Here is a 17,904-nt window from a genome sequence, read left to right as displayed (position 1 = left end):
TCTCGTCGCGATGAGGCGGCTGATCGAGTGGGGGCAGGCGCTCTGGGCGCGCTGGGAGGCGACCCGTCCCGGCCGGGCGATGACCCGGTTCAACACGGCGAACGGCGCCGTGCTCAGCGGGGGCATGGCCTACGCCGCCCTGTTCTCGCTGTTCGCGGCCCTCGCGATCGGCTACACCGTGTTCGTGCGCGTGCTCGGCGGCGACGCCGACCTGCGCAACGCGGTGCTGGACCAGATCGACACCTGGATCCCGGGGCTCGTGGACACCGGCAGCGGCGGGGTGCTGTCGCCGAACGACCTCGTGATCTCCACCGGCCTGAGCTGGACCTCGGCCGTGGCGGCGCTGGTGCTGCTGTGGTCCGCCACGAACTTCATGGGTGCCCTGCGCACGTCGGTGCGGGCGATGTTCGGGGAGATCGACGGCCACGGCAACCCGGTGACCGACCGCCTGCGGCAGCTCTTCGGGTTCGTGCTGCTCGGCGTCGGCGTGCTCGTCACGGCGGCGGCCAGCGTGGCGGTCTCGGCGGCGGTGCCCTGGACGCTGGAGAGCCTCGGCCTGGACGGGGGCGCGGTGTCCTTCGCGGTACGTGTCGGCGGCGCCCTGGTCACCCTGGCGCTGGACGCGGTCGTCGTGGCCGCCGTGGTCCGGTACGTGGGCGGCGTGCGGACGGCCTGGCGGGACCTGCTGTACGGGTCGCTCGCGGTCGGCGTCGTCGCCGGCGCGCTGCGCTACCTCGGCACCGAGGTGATCTCGGGTGCCGCCGCTCGCAACGCCCTGCTGGCGTCGTTCGCGGTGGTGGTGACCATCCTGGTGCTGGTCAACCTGCTGGCCCGGGTCCTGCTCATGGCCTGCGCCTGGATGTCCGACCCGCCGGCCGCACACGACCCGCCCGCCGCGGACGACGAGAACGGGGCGGCATAGGACCTCGTCCCGTGCCGCCCCGTTCTCCCCGAAGGATCAGAACGCGCGAGTGATCATCGCGCGCTTGACCTCCTGGATCGCCTTCGTCACCTCGATGCCACGGGGGCACGCCTCGGTGCAGTTGAAGGTCGTGCGGCAGCGCCACACGCCCTCCTTGTCGTTGAGGATCTCCAGGCGCTGCGTGCCACCCTCGTCACGGCTGTCGAAGATGAAGCGGTGCGCGTTCACGATCGCGGCCGGGCCGAAGTACTGGCCGTCCGTCCAGAACACCGGGCAGGACGACGTGCACGCGGCGCACAGGATGCACTTGGTGGTGTCGTCGAACTTCGCGCGGTCCTCGGGGGACTGGTAGCGCTCCTTGGAGGGCTCGTTCCCGGAGGTGATGAGGAACGGCATGATCTCGCGGTAGGAGGCGAAGAACGGCTCCATGTCGACCACGAGGTCCTTGACCACGGGCAGGCCCTTGATGGGCTCGACCGTGATCGGCTTGTCCGGGTTGACGTCCTTCAGGAGCGTCTTGCAGGCCAGGCGGTTACGGCCGTTGATCCGCATCGCGTCCGAGCCGCAGACCCCGTGCGCACAGGAGCGGCGGAACGTGAGCGAGCCGTCCTCGTCCCACTTGATCTTGTGCAGGGCGTCGAGGATGCGGTCGGTCCCGTGCGCCTCGACGGTGAAGTCCTGCCAGGTGGCCTCTTCGGACACCTCGGGGTTGAACCGCCGGATGCGCAGCGTGACCGTGAACGAGGGGATCTCGCCCGCGGCGGGAGTCGGGGTGGCGGCTTCGAGTGTGGCAGTCATCAGTACTTACGCTCCATCGGCTCGTACCGGGTCTGGACGACGGGCTTGGAGCCCAGGACGACCTTGTAGCCGTCGAACTCCTCGACGTGGTCGAAGTAGCCCTCGACGTGACCCTCGGCCTGGTCGGACGCCGCGGTGGGGCGCCGGTAGGCCATGGTGTGCAGCATGTAGTTGGCGTCGTCGCGGTTCGGGAAGTCCTCCCGGTAGTGACCGCCGCGCGACTCCTTGCGGTTGATCGCCGCGACCACGGTGACCTCGGCGATGTCGAGCAGGAAGCCCAGCTCGATCGCCTCCAGCAGGTCGGTGTTGAAGAGCTTGCCCTTGTCCTGGACGGACGCGTTGCGGTAGCGCTTCTGCAGCTCGCGGATGTCGGCCAGGGCCGCGTTCAGCGAGTCGCCCGTGCGGAACACCTGGGCGTTGAGGTCCATGGTGTCCTGGAGTGCCTTGCGGATGTCCGCCACGCGCTCGCCGTCGGGCCGGTTGCGCATCTCGTCGAGCTGCTCGACCACGCGGACGGTCGGGTCCTCGGGCAGCTCGTGGAACGTCGCCGTCTTCGCGTACGCGGCGGCCGCACGGCCGGAGCGCTTGCCGAAGACGTTGATGTCGAGCAGTGAGTTGGTGCCGAGGCGGTTGGAGCCGTGCACGGACACGCAGGCGACCTCACCGGCGGCGTAGAGGCCCTTGACCACGTTGACGCCGTCGCGGAGCACCTCGCCCAGGATGTTCGTCGGCACGCCGCCCATGGCGTAGTGCGCCGTGGGGTACACCGGGACGGGCTCGGTGTAGGGCTCGATGCCGAGGTAGGTGCGCGCGAACTCGGTGATGTCCGGGAGCTTGGCGTCGATGTGCGCCGGCTCCAGGTGCGTCAGATCGAGCAGCACGTAGTCCTTGTTCGGGCCGGCGCCGCGGCCCTCGCGGACCTCGTTCGCCATGGACCGGGCCACGATGTCGCGCGGCGCCAGGTCCTTGATGGTGGGGGCGTAGCGCTCCATGAAGCGCTCACCCTCGGAGTTGCGCAGGATGCCGCCCTCACCACGGGCCGCCTCCGACAGGAGGATGCCCAGGCCCGCCAGGCCTGTCGGGTGGAACTGGAAGAACTCCATGTCCTCCAGCGGCAGGCCGCGGCGGTACGCCAGCGCCATGCCGTCACCGGTCAGGGTGTGCGCGTTCGAGGTGGTCTTGAAGATCTTCCCGGCGCCGCCCGTGGCGAAGATGATCGCCTTGGCCTGGAACACGTGGATCTCGCCGGTGGCCAGGTCGTAGGCGACCACGCCGGTGGCGTTGACCTCCTCGCCGTCCGCGATCTCCTCGGTGGTGAGGTCGTGGTCGGTGATGAGGTCCAGCACGTAGAACTCGTTGAAGAACTCGACGTCCTGCTTGACGCAGTTCTGGTAGAGCGTCTGGAGGATCATGTGGCCGGTGCGGTCGGCGGCGTAGCACGCGCGGCGCACGGCGGACTGGCCGTGGTCACGGGTGTGCCCGCCGAACCGGCGCTGGTCGATCTTGCCCTCGGGGGTGCGGTTGAACGGGAGGCCCATCCGCTCCAGGTCGAGGACCGACTCGATGGCTTCCTTCGCGAGGATCTCGGCCGCGTCCTGGTCGACGAGGTAGTCGCCGCCCTTGACGGTGTCGAACGTGTGCCATTCCCAGTTGTCGTCCTCGACGTTGGCGAGGGCCGCGGCCATGCCGCCCTGGGCGGCACCCGTGTGGGAGCGGGTGGGGTACAGCTTGGAGATCACCGCGGTGCGGGCCTCCTTCGACGACTCGAGGGCGGCGCGCATTCCTGCGCCGCCGGCGCCGACGATCACGACGTCGTACTGATGGGTCTGCATCGGGCTCGATGCCTCCTGCTATGAGGTTCGGAGTGTGGGGCTGGGGGTGTGCCGGTGGTGCGGGAGCGCTATGCCGTGCAGAAGGAGGCGAGCAGCTCTGCGGGGGCGTCCGGCGGGCACGGGTCGAACGTGAAGATCACGAGGGTGCCGAGCACGACCACGACGGTGAAGGCCAGGAGCAGCAGGCCCTTGAGGATGCCGCGCGTCAGGTCCCGCGTCGCGTAGTCGTTGATGATGGTGCGCACGCCGTTGGTGCCGTGGATCATCGCGAGCCACAGCATGAGGAGGTCCCAGACCTGCCACAGCGGGCTCGCCCACTTGCCGGCCACGAAGCCGAAGTCGATGGCGTGCACGCCGTCGCCGACCATCAGGTTCACGAACAGGTGGCCGAAGATGAGGACGATCAGCACCACGCCGGACGCGCGCATGAAGACCCAGGAGTACAGCTCGTAGTTACCGCGCGTCGTCTTGCGGCGCACGTACGGGGAGCGGGGGGAGTCGATCTTGGCCACCGCAGCGGTTCCGTGTGCCATCAGTGACCCCCGGTGAAGACGTTGATGAGGTGGCGCGGCAGGAAGCCCGCCATCGTCACGACGAAGAGGCCGACGACGACCCACAGCATGACCTTCTGGTACTTGGGGCCCTTGGCCCAGAAGTCCACCAGGATGATGCGGATGCCGTTGAAGGCGTGGAAGACGATCGCGGCCACGAGCCCGGCCTCGCCGAGCCCCATGATCGGGGTCTGGTACGTGCCGATCGCGGCGTTGTACGCCTCGGGGGACACGCGCACCAGGGCTGTGTCGAGCACGTGCACGAGCAAGAAGAAGAAGATCAGCACGCCGGTCACGCGGTGCGCGACCCACGACCACATGCCTTCACGGCCGCGGTACAACGTGCCTGCTGGTGCGGTGGGCACTTCGGGAGCCTCCTATGGCTGTCCGGCTGGGGGGTGGCTGGTCCCCACTGTAATGACAAAGGTTCGCCTCGATCGCCGCCCGGCAGCCCTCGCGGGCATCAAGACACGGCATTTGTGACTGATCCCACAGGGGAGATGTCGTGGCTTCGGGCACCCGTCAGGTTGCTCGTGCGTTGCTGCCCGGACCCGACCCTGGAACCAGCCAGGGTTCGCCCGGAATTCGGCGAGTTTTGGCTGCGGGAACGTGGTCCGGCTGACATCCTGCGGGGCATGACTTCGGCCGCCGCCCTATCGTCCCCGATCGACGACTTCTTCGCAGTGGTACCAGCCGGCGGGTCCGGCACGAGGCTCTGGCCGCTGTCCCGCGGCGGGGAGCCCAAGTTCCTGCACGACCTCGTGGGATCGGGCGAGTCCCTGCTCCAGTCCACGGAGCGCCGGCTGCGCCCGCTGGCGGGACCCGACGGCATCGTCCTGGTCACGGGTGAGCAGCACGTCGCCGCCTGCCGTGCGCAGCTCCCGGGCCTGTCGGACGACGCCGTGCTCGCCGAGCCGTCGCCGCGCGAGTCCATGGCGGCGATCGGGCTGGCCGCGGCCGTCCTGGAGAAGCGGCACGGCGACGTCGTCATCGGCTCGTTCGCCGCCGACCACGTGATCCACGGGACGCGCGCGTTCCAGCTGGCGGTCCGCGAGGCCGTGGCCGCCGCGCGCGCGGGCTACGTCACCACCGTGGGGATCGCCGCGTCGCGGCCGTCGACCGCGTTCGGGTACGTGCGCTCGGGCGAGCCGCTCGGCGTCGAGGGCGCGCCGCACACGCTGCACGTGCGCGGTTTCACCGAGAAGCCCGACGCCGCCACCGCGCGCACCTACCTCGCCTCGGGCGAGTACCGCTGGAACGCGGGCATGTTCGTCTCGCGCACGTCCGTGCTGCTGGGGCACCTCGCCGAGCAGCGGCCCGCGCTGCACGACGGCCTGCGGACCGTCGCCGACACGTGGGACACCCCGCGCCGCGCCGCGGTGCTCGCGGAGGTGTGGCCGGGCCTGGAGAAGATCGCGATCGACCACGCGGTGGCCGAGCCGGTCGCGGAGGCGGGCGGCGTCGCCGTCGTGCCGGGGACGTTCGGGTGGGACGACGTCGGGGACTACAACTCGCTGGCCGTGCTCCTGCCGTCCGACGACGACCGCGGTGCCAAGGTGCTCGGCGACCCCGGCGACGTGCTGCGCATCGAGAGCGCCGGCTCCGTGGTGGTCCCGGCGTCCGGCCGGCTGGTCACGGTGCTGGGGCTGGACGACGTCGTCGTGGTGGACACGCCCGACGCGCTCCTGGTGACCACGCGCGCACGTGCGCAGCAGGTCAAGGACGTGGTCGCCGCGGTCCGCGAACGGGGCAGGGAGGATCTGCTCTGAATCAAGGATCTTTCCCTGATGTCTCACAGATGTCCGCATGGTGGGACGCATCGCCCGCTGCCGTGTCTCGCGGGGCGGACGGCGCTACCGTGAGTGCGTGAACCCGACCCACGAACCCGTCAGTATCGCCGATTTCGATCAGATCGTTTCGCACGATCAGATGCCGGTCGGGGACGTGCCCGGGGGGAACGTGACGGACGTCGTCGCAGGCCTGGCGGCCAGGGTCGGCGAGCTGGCCGACGGGTTCGACGCGGAGCTGGTCGCGTTCCGCCGCGACGTGCACCGCCACCCCGAGCTGTCGCGCCAGGAGATCCGCACCTCCGCGCTGCTGGTCGAGCGCCTGCGGGCCGCCGGGCTGGATCCGCGCCCGCTGCCGACGGGCTCCGGCCTGGTCTGCGACATCGGCCCCGACCACGGGCCCGACGGCGAGGGCCGGGTGGGCCTGCGCGCCGACCTCGACGCGCTGCCGCTGCACGAGACGAGCGGCGTGGAGTTCGCCTCGACCCGGCCGGGCGTGGCCCACGCCTGCGGGCACGACGTGCACACCACCGTGGTGCTCGGCGCGGGCCTCGTGCTCGCCCGCCTCCAGGAGGAGGGGCGGCTGCGGCGCGGCGTCCGGCTCTTCTTCCAGCCCGCCGAGGAGGTCTTCCCGGGCGGCGCGGAGGACATCATCAACAAGACCTCCGAGCTGGACGGCGTGGACCGGATGGCCGCGCTGCACTGCGACCCGAAGTTCGACGTCGGCCACGTGGGTACCCGCATCGGCCCCATCACGTCGGCAAGCGACTCCGTCATGGTGACCATCTCGTCGCCCGGCGGCCACACCTCGCGCCCGCACCTCACCGGCGACGTCGTGTTCGCGCTCGGCCAGGTCATCACGCAGACGCCCGCCGTGCTCGGCCGGCGGCTGGACCCCCGCTCGGGCGTCAACCTCACGTGGGGCGCCGTCCAGGCGGGCTCGACGCCCAACGCGATCCCGTCGACCGGCATCCTGAAGGGCACGCTGCGCTGCCTCGACGTCCGCGCCTGGGAGAAGGCGGGCGAGCTGGTCCGCGAGGCCGTGGAGCAGGTCGTGGCCCCGTACCAGGTGGACATCTCCGTGACGGTGACGCACGGCGTGCCGCCCGTCGAGAACGAGACGGAGGCCACCGGCGACCTCGAGGCGGCGATCCGGGACGCCGTCGGGCCCGACGCCGTGCAGCTCACCGAGCAGTCGATGGGCGGCGAGGACTTCGCCTGGTACCTGCGCAAGGTCCCGGGCACCATGGCGCGGCTCGGTGTGCGCACACCGGGCGGGCGCACCTACGACCTGCACCAGGGCGACCTGGTCGTGGACGAGCGCGCGATCGGCGTGGGCGTAAGGACACTCGCCCAGTTCGCTGCCTCCTGAGCGAGAAGTGTTGCTGTCGATGACGCTTCGGTAACGACTTACTCCGGTTACCGTCTCGAAACGCGAAATGCCAGATGCGCTGGCTACCCTCGGTGCGGTATAGGGCTCCAGATCCGTCTGGAACGTCGCCCTCAGGATCATCGAAGGAGCACCAGTGAAGAAGGCTGTCTGGCTCACCGCCCTTGCGGGAGCAACGGCGCTCGCGCTCTCGGCGTGCGGCGCCGCCCCGGAGGAGTCCACTGGTGGCGAGACCGCCGCCGCCAGTGACTTCAAGCCCTGCATCGTCTCGGACGCCGGCGGGTTCGACGACAAGAGCTTCAACCAGCTCAGCTTCGAAGGCGTGACCGCTGCCGCCGACGAGCTCGGCACGAAGGCCGTCTCGGTCCAGTCCGCGTCCGAGAGCGACTACAAGGGCAACGTCGAGTCCCTCGTGGCGGAGGACTGCGACACGATCGTCACCGTCGGCTTCGCGCTGTCGGCCACCACGATCGAGTCCGCGACCGAGAACCCGGACATCGACTACATCATCATCGACGACGCGGCCGACGCGGACTTCGACGGCAAGGCCGACGCCGACAACATCAAGCCGCTGCTGTACGACACGGCGCAGGGCGCGTTCCTCGCGGGCTACCTCGCCGCGGGCTACTCGGAGGCCGGCAAGGTCGGCACCTTCGGTGGCATGGACTACCCGACCGTCACCATCTTCATGGACGGCTTCAAGCAGGGCATCGACTACTACAACGAGACCAAGGGCGAGAACGTCGAGCTCGTCGGCTGGGACGGCAAGAAGGGCTCGTTCACGGGCGGCTTCGCGGCCGACCCGGCGGCCAAGCAGACCGCGCAGAACGTCCTGGACCAGGGCGTCGACGTGATCCTGCCCGTCGGCGGCCCGATCTACCAGTCGGCCATGGACGCGATCGCGGACTCGGGCGAGGACGTCGCGCTCGTGGGCGTGGACGCCGACTTCTACGAGTCGGACCCGGCCACGCAGGACATCGTGCTGACCTCGATCCTCAAGGGGATGGACGTCTCCACGCAGGAGGCCGTCGTCGCCTCGGGCAACGACGAGTTCGACCCGACCCCGTACGTGGGTACCCTCGAGAACGGCGGTGTGGACATCGCCCCGCTGCACAACTTCGAGGACAAGGTGGACCCGGCCCTGTGGGAAGAGGTCCAGGCCCTCAAGGAGTCGATCATCGCCGGCGACGTCAAGGTGGAGTCCTACCTCGCCAAGTGACCCGCGGGTCACGGCTGACGGCCGACCGGTCGCAGGCTGACCGGTCGACGGTCGAGACTTGACGCAAGATGGTCCCGGGGGGCACGGCACGCGCCGTGCGCCCCGGGACCTGTCATGAGCAGGACCCCTGTCGGGAAGGATTCCTATGCGGCTCGAGCTGCGCGGCATCACCAAGCGCTTCGGCGCGCTCGTCGCGAACGACCACATCGACCTGGTGGTGCAGCCAGGTGAGATCCACTCGCTCCTGGGCGAGAACGGGGCGGGCAAGTCCACCCTGATGAACGTGCTGTACGGCCTGTACGAGGCCGACGAGGGCGAGATCCTCCTGGACGACGTCGTCCAGGACTTCGCCGGCCCGGGCGACGCCATGGGTGCGGGCATCGGCATGGTGCACCAGCACTTCATGCTCGTGCCCGTCTTCACCGTGGCGGAGAATGTCATGCTCGGTCACGAGCAGACCCGCGGCGGCGGGCGCCTCGACCTGGAGGCGGCCCGCGCCCAGGTGCGGGAGATCTCCGCCCGCTTCGGCTTCCACGTGGACCCCGACGCCGTGGTCGAGGACCTGCCCGTGGGCGTGCAGCAGCGGGTCGAGATCATCAAGGCGCTCTCCCGGAACGCCGACGTGCTGGTCTTCGACGAGCCGACGGCGGTGCTCACGCCGCAGGAGACCGACGAGCTGATGGCGATCATGCGCCAGCTGCGCGACGAGGGCTCCGCGATCGTGTTCATCACCCACAAGCTGCGCGAGGTGCGCGCCGTGGCCGACCGCATCACGGTGATCCGGCACGGCAAGGTCGTGGGCGAGGCCAGCCCGACGGCGTCCGACGCCGAGCTCGCCTCCCTGATGGTCGGTCGCTCCGTGGAGCTCACGGTGCAGAAGGAGACGCCCACCCTGCGGGACAACGCGCTCAAGGTCACCGACCTGGTGGTCACCAGCGAGTCCGGTGTCGTGGTGGTCGACGGCGTCAGCTTCGAGGTGCGCGGCGGCGAGGTGCTCGTGATCGCCGGCGTGCAGGGCAACGGCCAGACCGAGCTCACCGAGGCCCTGATCGGGCTGCAGGGCGACGTGTCCGGCTCCATCGCGCTCGACGGCAAGGAGCTGGTGGGCCGCTCGGTGCGCCGCATCCTCGACCAGGGCGTGGGCTTCGTGCCCGAGGACCGCACGCTCGACGGGCTGATCGGCGAGTTCACCATCGCCGAGAACCTCATGCTCGACCGCACCGACGGGCCGCCCTTCGTGAAGGCGGGCGCCCTGCAGCTGTCCCACCGCGACCGGTTCGCCGACGAGAAGGTCGCCGAGTTCGACGTCCGCACGCAGAGCATCACCACACCGGTGGGGCGCCTGTCGGGCGGCAACCAGCAGAAGGTGGTGCTCGCCCGCGAGCTGTCCCGCGACCTGCGCCTGTTCGTCGCGGCCCAGCCGACGCGCGGCGTGGACGTGGGCTCCATCGAGTTCATCCACAAGCGGATCGTCGCCACGCGCGACGCCGGGGTGCCGGTGGTCGTGGTCTCGACCGAGCTGGACGAGGCGGTGGCCCTGGCCGACCGCATCATGGTGATGTACCGCGGCAAGGTCGTGGGCATCGTGCCCGCGGACACCCCGCGTGACGTGCTGGGCCTGATGATGGCGGGGATCTCGCCTGAGGATGCGAACGGAGGCGAGGCGGCATGAACGCGCCCGAACCGAGCCCGGGGAACAACCCCGAGCAGGAGCCGGGCCTCGACCCCGGCACCGCCGAGGAGCTGGAGCAGGAGCGCGCCCGCGAGCTGGGCGCACCCGCCGGCGAGGAGGTGCAGGACACCGCCAGCCGCATGGCCAGGGCCCTGCAGCAGACGATGACCAGCTCCTGGACCGTGGCCGTCGGCGCCGTGCTGCTCGCCGTCGTCGCGGGCTCGATCATGATCGCCTTCACCGACGAGGAGGTGAAGGCGGCCGCGGTGTACTTCTTCGCGCGGCCCGTCGACACCTTCGTCGCGATCGGGCAGGCGGTCGGCGGCGCCTACGCCGCGCTGTTCCGCGGCTCCGTGGTGAACCTCCAGGCGCCGGACTTCGTCACCGCGATCCGGCCGCTGACCGAGACGTTCAGCTACGCGACCCCGCTCATCGCGGCGGGCCTCGGCGTGGCGCTCGCGTTCCGGGCCGGCCTGTTCAACATCGGTGGCCAGGGGCAGATGCTCGTGGCGGCCGCGGCGGCCGGCTGGGTCGGCTTCGGCGTCAGCGGGGTGCCGTTCCCGCTGCACCTGCTGCTGGCTCTCGTGGCCGGCATCGCGGCCGGCGCCGTGTGGGCCGGCATCGCGGGCGTGCTCAAGGCCCGCACCGGGGCGCACGAGGTGATCGTCACGATCATGCTCAACTACGTCGCGTTCTACCTGATCTCCTACTTCCTGGCGACGCCGGGCCTGCTGCAGGCGCCCGGCTCGTCCAACCCCAAGACGCCGCCGACCCCCGAGTCGGCGCAGCTGCCCACCCTGCTGGGTGACCGGTTCAACGTGACCTGGGGCTTCGTGCTGGCCCTGCTGGCCGTCGTCGGCGTGTGGTGGCTGCTCAACCGCTCGTCCACCGGCTTCGCGTTCCGCGCCGTGGGCGAGAACCCGCGTGCGGCGCGCGTGGCCGGCATCGACACCGGGCGGGCCACCATCAACGTGATGCTGGTGGCCGGTGGCCTGGTCGGCCTGGCCGGTGCCTCGCAGGTGCTGGGCGGCGTGACCACGGGCTTCAGCTCCGACATCGACGCCGGCATCGGGTTCGACGCCATCACCGTCGCGCTGCTCGGCGGGTCCAACCCGTGGGGCGTGCTCGCGGCGGGCATCCTGTTCGGCGCGTTCAAGGCGGGCGGCACCACCATGCAGGCCGCCGAGGGCGTCCCGAGCGACATCGTGCTCGTGGTCCAGTCGCTCATCGTGCTGTTCATCGCCGCGCCGCCGCTGGTGCGGGCCATCTTCCGGCTGCCCGACCCGAACCGGCGTCGGACACCGAAGAAGGCCAAGGCGGCCCGGAACCGGAAGGAGGCGGCCGCGTGAGCGCCGACCACCAGACCACCCAGCTCGACGCGCCGCTGTCGGAGACGACGCGCACCGTCACGCTCGTGTCGTGGAAGACGGCGGGCGTGCTGCTCACCGTGACCGTGCTGTACGCGCTGCTGCTGCTCGCCGTGCCGCACTCGGGCGACACCCGTTTCCTGCTGTCCCAGCGCGGCGACTTCTTCCAGATCCCGGTGATCGTGGTGCCCGCGACGGTGTTCGCGTGGGTGTGCGGCGCGGTGATGCTCGCGGTGACCGCCGTCGCCTTCGCGCTCACGGCGCGCGGCCGCCGGACGTCGGTCTGGCTCGTCGTGCTCTACTCCCTGGCCGGTCTGCTCGGCTTCCTGGCCTGGGCCGGCGCGGGCAGCCCCCGCGACCTGTCGATCGTGGGCCTGCTCGGCGGCGCCGTGCTGTGGTCCGTGCCGTTCGTCTACGGCGCGCTGGGCGGCGTGATCGGCGAGCGCGCGGGCGTGGTCAACATCGCGATCGAGGCGCAGCTGCTCGGCGCGGCGTTCACGGCGGCGATCGTCTCCTCGATCACCAACAGCGCCGTGGCCGGTCTGGTCGCGGCCCTGTTCGCGGGCGCGCTCGTGGCCCTGGTCCTCGGGGTGTTCGCCATCACGTACCACGTGAACCAGGTGATCGTCGGTGTGGTGCTCAACGTGCTGGTGGTCGGCCTGACCAGCTTCCTGTACTCGCAGGTGCTGGTGCCGAGCGCGGAGACGCTGAACTCGACCACGCGGTTCGAGTCCATCCCGATCCCGGTGCTGTCGGACATCCCGGTGATCGGCCCGGTCCTGTTCGACCAGCCGCTGCTCATCTACCTGATGTTCATCGCCGTGCCGACCGTCTGGTACACGCTGAACCGCACCCGCTGGGGCCTGCGCCTGCGGGCCGTGGGCGAGCACCCGAAGGCCGCTGACACCGTGGGCATCGACGTGGTGCGCACCCGGTACAACGCCGTGCTCGTGGCCGGTGCCGTGGCGGGCCTGGGCGGTGCGTTCTACACGACCGTCCAGCTCAGCCAGTTCGGCGAGAACATGACCGGCGGCGCGGGCTACATCGCCCTGGCCGCCGTCATCTTCGGCAAGTGGGACCCGGTGCGCGCGGCCTTTGCGGGCCTGCTGTTCGGCTTCGCGTCGAACCTGCAGAACGTGCTGTCCGTGGTGGGCTCGCCCGTGCCGAGCCAGTTCATGCTCATGATCCCGTACGTCGTCACCCTGCTCGCCGTCGCGGGCCTCGTCGGGCGCTCGCGCCCGCCGGCCGCGTCGGGCGAGCCGTACGTCAAGGGGTGAGGATGGTGGACGTGAGCTCAGTGGAACAGGTGCGCCCGGACGACGTCGTGGACTGGGACGGCCTGCGGGCCGCGGCCCGCGACGCCGTCGGCAAGGCCTATGCGCCCTACTCGGAATTCAAGGTCGGCGCGGCGGCCTTCGCCGCCGACGGTCGCCTCCTGACGGGCGCGAACGTCGAGAACGCGGCGTACGGGGTCACCCTGTGCGCCGAGTGCTCGCTGGTCAGCGCGCTGATCATGTCGGGCGGCGGGCGGCTGGCCGCGTTCACCTGCGTGAACGCGCTCGGCGAGACGATCATGCCGTGCGGCCGGTGCCGGCAGCTCCTGTGGGAGCACGGCGGCGCCGAGCTGCTCGTGGACACCCCGCTGGGCATCGTGCCGATGACGGAAGTACTGCCCCAGGCCTTCGGGCCGGGCGACCTGGACCACGTGCGAGAGGCAACACGATGACCGAGCCGTTCGACGCCGTCGACCTGATCCGGGTCAAGCGCGACAACACGGAGTCGCTGACCGACGCCCAGATCGACTGGCTGGTCGACGCCTACACGCGCGGCGCCGTGGCCGACGAGCAGATGTCCGCGATGACCATGGCGATCCTGCTCAACGGGATGACCCGGCAGGAGATCTCCCGGTGGACCGCCGCGATGATCCGGTCCGGCGAGCGCATGTCGTTCTCCGCGCTCTCGCGGCCGACGGCGGACAAGCACTCCACCGGCGGCGTCGGCGACAAGATCACGCTGCCCCTGGCGCCCCTGGTCGCGGTGTTCGACGTCGCCGTGCCGCAGCTCTCGGGCCGCGGCCTGGGCCACACGGGCGGCACCCTGGACAAGCTGGAGGCCATTCCGGGCTGGCGGGCCTCGCTGACCAACGACGAGATGATGGCGCAGCTCGACTCCGTGGGCGCCGTCATCTGCGCCGCAGGCGCGGGCCTCGCCCCGGCCGACAAGAAGCTGTACGCGCTGCGGGACGTCACCGCGACCGTCGAGGCTATCCCGCTCATCGCGAGCTCGATCATGTCCAAGAAGATCGCCGAGGGCACCGGCGCGCTGGTGCTCGACGTCAAGGTGGGCTCCGGGGCCTTCATGAAGACCCTGGACAGCGCGCGCGAGCTCGCCCGCACCATGGTGGACCTCGGGACCGACGCCGGCGTGCGCACCGTCGCCCTCGTCACGGACATGTCCGTGCCGCTCGGGCTGACCGCAGGCAACGCCCTGGAGGTGCGCGAGTCGCTGGAGGTGCTGTCGGGCGGCGGCCCCTCCGACGTCGTCGACCTGACCGTGGCGCTCGCCGTGGAGATGCTCGCCGCGGCGGACCGGCCCCGGTCGGAGGACGACGTGCGGGCCGCGCTGGCCGACGGCCGCGCCATGGACAGGTGGCGGGCCATGATCGCCGCGCAGGGCGGCGACGTGGACGCGCCGCTGCCCGTCGCGAAGGAGACCGAGACGGTGGTGGCGCCCGAGTCCGGCGTGCTCACCTCGCTGGACGCGTACGCGGTGGGCGTGGCGGTCCGGCGCCTGGGCGCGGGCCGGGCCCGCAAGGAGGACGAGGTCCAGGCGGCGGCCGGCATCGAGATCCACGTGAAGCCGGGCGAGGAGGTGACCGCCGGGCAGCCCCTGCTGACCCTGCACACCGACACGCCCGAGCGGTTCGCCCGGGCCCGCGAGGCGCTCGACGGCGGATGGTCCGTGGACCCGGCCGCCAACGGCGTGCTGGGCGGGGCCCTCGGGGGTGCCGCCGGCGCGCTGGCGAGCATGGACATGGGGGCCGGCGCGCTGGTCGGCGCGGCCCTGGCGTCGCAGGGATCGGTGGTGCTCGACCGCATCGTCTGAGGTGGGAGGTAGTTTTCACCCACCGGAAGCGGGCCGGTAGCGATCTTCAGCGTGGCGGTCCGGCGAGTCGCCGGACGTCGGCTTAGCCTGACGAACGTGCAGTCGACAATGCGCCTTTCGTCCCTGCTCGGTGCGATGCGTGCATTCGCCGGGCCCGTCCCCGCGCCGCCGCCGCGCGGCCGCTTCGAGCGCCCTGCTGTCCCGGACGACGTCGAGCGGCGGCTGGAGTCGGTGACGTCCCGCGCCCGGCGGTCCGTCCTGGACCCGCTCGGGCGCGAGCGCGGCACCGGGACCGTCGGCTTCCCCCGGCGGCTGAACCTCCCGTCGCTCGACGGCGAGACCGCCGCCGCCGTGCAGGTCGACGAGACCACGTGCGGGTCGGCCGTGCTCGCGATGCTCGGGCTGGCCGGCGACCCGCGGGCGGCCCTCCGGATCGCCGGTGACGACCCCGCGGCGCGGTTCGTGCGGCTGCAGCACGCCGTCCAGGCGGCCACGAACCGGCACGGGCTGGTCGTGGCGGGCTGGCCGCGCACCTACGGCACGCCGCCGTGGGGCGCCGCGCGGTTCGCCAGCTACGGCGGCGTGCGCTACACCCACCGGGTCGCGGGCTCCCGGGGGCTGCTGGAGGCGGCGGTCGAGGCCGCCCGCGCCGGCATCCCGGTGCCCCTGTACACGGGCGGCGACGTGACGAGCGGGTGGGACGCCGCCGTCCCGCGCCACGTGGTGCTGCTCACCCTGGCCGACGGCGAGGGGACCGAGGGCAACGCGGTGATCTACGAGCCGTCCGGGGCGGGCCTGCACACCGTCCCGGTGGCCGTGCTGCTCGACCCGCCGCCCGCCCCGTCGCGGGAGGCCGAGACGCAGCAGACCACGGGGGACCGCACGGCCGCGCGCGTGCGCAAGGCGCTGACCGCGGCGCTCGGCGGCTGGCCCCACGTGGCCTGGGTGGTGCTGCCGGAGCGCGCGGGGCGGTGGCAGGGCGGCGGGGCCGGGGAGACGATGGAAGACCACTGACGGGCGGCCCCTTCCGGGCTTCCCGTCGCAGAGGAGGCCCTGATGAGCACGCTGCCCGGTCCCGACTCCTGGCGTGACGCCGGTCTGGACCCGCCCCCGGACGCCGACGTCGACACCACGCACGAGCCCGACGAGTACGTCCCGGACGCGCCCCGCCCGGACAGCGACGGCGACGCCGCCGAGGCCGACGTCGTCCAGCAGGCGCTGGACGCCCTCGCGGACGAGGACGACGAGAGCCCCGGCGCCGGCTGACGCCGGTGTCGGTGCCGGACGGTAGGTTGTCAGCATGACCACGCAAGACCACGGGGCGCGCCCCGGCGAGGCGCTGATCCGCGCCCTGCCCAAGGTAGTGCTCCACGACCACCTCGACGGGGGCCTGCGGCCACAGACCGTCCTCGAGCTCGCGGACGCCGCCGGGCACGAGCTGCCCGCGACCGACGCCGACTCCCTCGCCGCCTGGTTCCGCGACGCGGCCGACTCCGGCACGCTGGTGCGGTACATCGAGACCTTCGAGCACACCATCGCCGTCATGCAGACGGCCGACAACCTGGCGCGGGTCGCCCGCGAGGCGGTGCTCGACCTCGCCGCCGACGGCGTCGTGTACGCCGAGCAGCGCTGGGCGCCCGAGCAGCACCTGCGGGGCGGGCTGTCGCTCGGCGAGGCCGTCGAGGCGGTGCAGGCCGGGATCGACGACGGCATCGCGGCCGCCGCGGCCGGCGGCCACATCATCCGGGTCGGCCAGCTCGTCGGCGCGATGCGCCAGGCCGACCGCTGGCAGGAGGTCGCCGACCTCGCCGTCGCCTACCGCGACCGCGGCGTGGTCGGGTTCGACATCGCGGGGCCCGAGGACGGGTTCCTGCCGTCGCGCCACCTCGGGATCTGGCGCTTCCTCGCCGAGCACGACGTGCCCGTGACCATCCACGCCGGCGAGGCCGCCGGCCTCGACTCCATCGGGCAGGCCGTGCACCTCGGGCAGGCGGACCGCCTGGGCCACGGCGCGCGGCTCATCGACGACATCGCCTTCGTGACCGACGAGCACGACCCGTCCGACGGCGCGCTCTCGGCCGACGGCCGCGGCGGCTCGGCCGACCTCGGCCGTCTCGCGCACTGGGTGCGCGACCACCAGATCCCGCTCGAGCTGTGCCCCGTGTCGAACCTGCAGACGGGCGTCGCCGACTCGATCGCGACGCACCCGATCACCCGCCTGAAGGAGCTGGACTTCGCGGTCACGCTCAACACCGACAACCGCCTCATGTCCCGCACGTCGATGACGCACGAGATGAAGCTGCTCGTCGACGAGGCCGGCTGGACGATCGACGACCTCGTCGACGTCACCGTCACCGCCGCCTGGGGTGCCTTCATGCACCACGACGAGCGCCGCGACCTGGTCGACCAGGTCATCATGCCCGGATTCCAGAAAGTCGAAGGTGCCCTCGTATGACCGCACAGACCCACGCGCCGCAGCCCGCCCGGGCGCCGCGCGACAAGGCGGCCCTCGCCGCGTTCGTGGACCACACGCTGCTCAAGCCGGAGACCATGGCCGCCGACGTCGCCGCGCTCGTCGAGGAGGGCGCCGACCTCGGCGTCTACTCGGTGTGCGTCTCGCCGTCGTTCGTGTCGCTCGCCGTCGAGGTCGCCGCCGGGCGGCTCGCCGTCGCGACGGTGTGCGGGTTCCCGTCCGGCAAGCACATGACCGACGTGAAGGCGTTCGAGGCGGCCCGCGCCGTGGCGGACGACGCCGACGAGGTCGACATGGTGATCGACGTCGGCACCGCGCGCGCCGGCCGGTTCGACGTCGTAGAGGCCGACATCGCCGCGGTCCGCGCTGCCGTGCAGCCCGGCCGCATCCTCAAGGTGATCATCGAGTCCGCCGCCCTCACCGACGAGCAGATCGTCGGCGCGTGCAAGGCGGCCGAGGCCGCCGGCGCCGACTTCGTCAAGACCTCCACGGGCTTCCACCCGGCCGGCGGCGCCTCGGTGCACGCCGTCTCGCTCATGGCGCGGACCGTGGGCGCGGCGGGCGGCGGCCGGCTCGGGGTCAAGGCCTCGGGCGGCATCCGGGACCTCGACACGGCGCTCGCGATGATCGAGGCGGGCGCCACCCGCCTGGGCCTGTCGGGCACGGCCTCGGTCCTTGCGGGCTTCGACCAGGACGGGGCTGCTCCCGCGCCGGCCGCCGCCCCGACCGACTACTGATCGTTGAGTGCTGGGTATTTGCGCTTCTGGACCCTCCAGGAGCGCAAATAC

Annotated in this window: 17 protein-coding genes; 13 read left to right on the top strand and 4 right to left on the bottom strand. The window is 71.6% G+C overall.

The window, feature by feature from the left end:
* Positions 1 to 10 precede the first annotated feature (10 nt).
* Complete coding sequence (locus ACFWEJ_RS09020; protein ID WP_377228865.1) at positions 11 to 922, top strand: YihY/virulence factor BrkB family protein; 912 nt, start codon at positions 11 to 13, stop codon at positions 920 to 922.
* Between the two features lie 36 nt (positions 923 to 958).
* On the opposite strand, the gene ACFWEJ_RS09015 is transcribed toward ACFWEJ_RS09020, so the two are convergent.
* The 4 genes from ACFWEJ_RS09015 to sdhC all read right to left on the bottom strand — a co-directional run bounded on the left by ACFWEJ_RS09015 (position 959) and on the right by sdhC (position 4,468).
* Positions 959 to 1,720: a succinate dehydrogenase iron-sulfur subunit gene (locus tag ACFWEJ_RS09015; RefSeq protein ID WP_357480169.1), complete on the bottom strand. Its 762-nt coding sequence runs from the start codon at positions 1,718 to 1,720 to the stop codon at positions 959 to 961.
* On the bottom strand, positions 1,720 to 3,552 hold the full coding sequence (sdhA, locus tag ACFWEJ_RS09010) for a succinate dehydrogenase flavoprotein subunit (RefSeq protein WP_377228864.1): 1,833 nt from the start codon (positions 3,550 to 3,552) through the stop codon (positions 1,720 to 1,722). Before sdhA ends, ACFWEJ_RS09015 begins: the two co-directional genes overlap by 1 nt.
* Positions 3,553 to 3,620: 68 nt before the next feature.
* Positions 3,621 to 4,085: a succinate dehydrogenase hydrophobic membrane anchor subunit gene (locus ACFWEJ_RS09005; RefSeq protein ID WP_377228863.1), complete on the bottom strand. Its 465-nt coding sequence runs from the start codon at positions 4,083 to 4,085 to the stop codon at positions 3,621 to 3,623.
* Positions 4,085 to 4,468, bottom strand: a complete 384-nt coding sequence (sdhC, locus tag ACFWEJ_RS09000) for a succinate dehydrogenase, cytochrome b556 subunit (RefSeq protein WP_285102742.1) — start codon at positions 4,466 to 4,468, stop codon at positions 4,085 to 4,087. Before sdhC ends, ACFWEJ_RS09005 begins: the two co-directional genes overlap by 1 nt.
* Before the next feature lie 270 nt (positions 4,469 to 4,738).
* On the opposite strand from sdhC, the gene ACFWEJ_RS08995 reads away from it, so the two are divergent.
* From ACFWEJ_RS08995 to deoC, 12 genes are all read left to right on the top strand, one after another.
* Positions 4,739 to 5,872: a mannose-1-phosphate guanylyltransferase gene (locus tag ACFWEJ_RS08995; RefSeq protein ID WP_377228862.1), complete on the top strand. Its 1,134-nt coding sequence runs from the start codon at positions 4,739 to 4,741 to the stop codon at positions 5,870 to 5,872.
* Between the two features lie 160 nt (positions 5,873 to 6,032).
* Complete coding sequence (locus ACFWEJ_RS08990) at positions 6,033 to 7,262, top strand: amidohydrolase (protein WP_377228861.1); 1,230 nt, start codon at positions 6,033 to 6,035, stop codon at positions 7,260 to 7,262.
* A 154-nt stretch (positions 7,263 to 7,416) separates the two neighbouring features.
* Positions 7,417 to 8,499 (top strand): BMP family protein, encoded by a 1,083-nt coding sequence (locus ACFWEJ_RS08985; RefSeq protein WP_377228860.1) that lies wholly within the window; start codon positions 7,417 to 7,419, stop codon positions 8,497 to 8,499.
* A 145-nt stretch (positions 8,500 to 8,644) separates the two neighbouring features.
* Complete coding sequence (locus ACFWEJ_RS08980) at positions 8,645 to 10,171, top strand: ABC transporter ATP-binding protein (RefSeq protein ID WP_377228859.1); 1,527 nt, start codon at positions 8,645 to 8,647, stop codon at positions 10,169 to 10,171.
* The gene (locus ACFWEJ_RS08975; protein ID WP_377228858.1) at positions 10,168 to 11,520 is read left to right on the top strand and encodes an ABC transporter permease; all 1,353 of its coding nucleotides are present in this window, start codon (positions 10,168 to 10,170) and stop codon (positions 11,518 to 11,520) included. Before ACFWEJ_RS08980 ends, ACFWEJ_RS08975 begins: the two co-directional genes overlap by 4 nt.
* On the top strand, positions 11,517 to 12,815 hold the full coding sequence (locus ACFWEJ_RS08970) for an ABC transporter permease (protein ID WP_377228857.1): 1,299 nt from the start codon (positions 11,517 to 11,519) through the stop codon (positions 12,813 to 12,815). Before ACFWEJ_RS08975 ends, ACFWEJ_RS08970 begins: the two co-directional genes overlap by 4 nt.
* A 2-nt stretch (positions 12,816 to 12,817) precedes the next feature.
* Complete coding sequence (locus tag ACFWEJ_RS08965) at positions 12,818 to 13,264, top strand: cytidine deaminase (protein WP_377228856.1); 447 nt, start codon at positions 12,818 to 12,820, stop codon at positions 13,262 to 13,264.
* The gene (locus ACFWEJ_RS08960; RefSeq protein ID WP_377228855.1) at positions 13,261 to 14,643 is read left to right on the top strand and encodes a thymidine phosphorylase; all 1,383 of its coding nucleotides are present in this window, start codon (positions 13,261 to 13,263) and stop codon (positions 14,641 to 14,643) included. Before ACFWEJ_RS08965 ends, ACFWEJ_RS08960 begins: the two co-directional genes overlap by 4 nt.
* Positions 14,644 to 14,778: 135 nt before the next feature.
* Positions 14,779 to 15,657, top strand: coding sequence for a hypothetical protein (locus tag ACFWEJ_RS08955; protein WP_377228854.1), 879 nt, complete (start codon positions 14,779 to 14,781; stop codon positions 15,655 to 15,657).
* Between the two features lie 42 nt (positions 15,658 to 15,699).
* Positions 15,700 to 15,909: a hypothetical protein gene (locus ACFWEJ_RS08950; protein ID WP_377228853.1), complete on the top strand. Its 210-nt coding sequence runs from the start codon at positions 15,700 to 15,702 to the stop codon at positions 15,907 to 15,909.
* Between the two features lie 34 nt (positions 15,910 to 15,943).
* On the top strand, positions 15,944 to 17,098 hold the full coding sequence (locus ACFWEJ_RS08945; protein WP_377228852.1) for an adenosine deaminase: 1,155 nt from the start codon (positions 15,944 to 15,946) through the stop codon (positions 17,096 to 17,098).
* Positions 17,095 to 17,853 carry a deoxyribose-phosphate aldolase gene (deoC, locus tag ACFWEJ_RS08940; RefSeq protein WP_377228851.1) on the top strand — a complete coding sequence of 253 codons (759 nt, stop codon included), beginning with the start codon at positions 17,095 to 17,097 and terminating at the stop codon, positions 17,851 to 17,853. Before ACFWEJ_RS08945 ends, deoC begins: the two co-directional genes overlap by 4 nt.
* Positions 17,854 to 17,904 lie beyond the last annotated feature (51 nt).

This window comes from Promicromonospora sp. NPDC060204, assembly GCF_042728455.1.
In the GTDB taxonomy this organism is placed as follows: Bacteria; Actinomycetota; Actinomycetes; order Actinomycetales; family Cellulomonadaceae; genus Promicromonospora.
The sequence above is the reverse complement of the archived record's forward strand: the minus strand, read 5'-3'. Positions and strand labels throughout refer to the sequence as shown.

Bases quoted from the DNA above. Each gene is read 5' to 3' on its own strand.
- ACFWEJ_RS09020 (WP_377228865.1), top strand. From the start codon at position 11: ATGAGGCGGCTGATCGAGTGGGGGCAGGCGCTCTGGGCGCGCTGGGAG.
- ACFWEJ_RS09015 (WP_357480169.1), bottom strand. From the start codon at position 1,720: ATGACTGCCACACTCGAAGCCGCCACCCCGACTCCCGCCGCGGGCGAG.
- sdhA (WP_377228864.1), bottom strand. From the start codon at position 3,552: ATGCAGACCCATCAGTACGACGTCGTGATCGTCGGCGCCGGCGGCGCA.
- ACFWEJ_RS09005 (WP_377228863.1), bottom strand. From the start codon at position 4,085: ATGGCACACGGAACCGCTGCGGTGGCCAAGATCGACTCCCCCCGCTCC.
- ACFWEJ_RS08995 (WP_377228862.1), top strand. From the start codon at position 4,739: ATGACTTCGGCCGCCGCCCTATCGTCCCCGATCGACGACTTCTTCGCA.
- ACFWEJ_RS08990 (WP_377228861.1), top strand. From the start codon at position 6,033: ATGCCGGTCGGGGACGTGCCCGGGGGGAACGTGACGGACGTCGTCGCA.
- ACFWEJ_RS08980 (WP_377228859.1), top strand. From the start codon at position 8,645: ATGCGGCTCGAGCTGCGCGGCATCACCAAGCGCTTCGGCGCGCTCGTC.
- ACFWEJ_RS08975 (WP_377228858.1), top strand. From the start codon at position 10,168: ATGAACGCGCCCGAACCGAGCCCGGGGAACAACCCCGAGCAGGAGCCG.
- ACFWEJ_RS08965 (WP_377228856.1), top strand. From the start codon at position 12,818: ATGGTGGACGTGAGCTCAGTGGAACAGGTGCGCCCGGACGACGTCGTG.
- ACFWEJ_RS08960 (WP_377228855.1), top strand. From the start codon at position 13,261: ATGACCGAGCCGTTCGACGCCGTCGACCTGATCCGGGTCAAGCGCGAC.
- ACFWEJ_RS08955 (WP_377228854.1), top strand. From the start codon at position 14,779: ATGCGTGCATTCGCCGGGCCCGTCCCCGCGCCGCCGCCGCGCGGCCGC.
- ACFWEJ_RS08950 (WP_377228853.1), top strand. From the start codon at position 15,700: ATGAGCACGCTGCCCGGTCCCGACTCCTGGCGTGACGCCGGTCTGGAC.
- ACFWEJ_RS08945 (WP_377228852.1), top strand. From the start codon at position 15,944: ATGACCACGCAAGACCACGGGGCGCGCCCCGGCGAGGCGCTGATCCGC.
- deoC (WP_377228851.1), top strand. From the start codon at position 17,095: ATGACCGCACAGACCCACGCGCCGCAGCCCGCCCGGGCGCCGCGCGAC.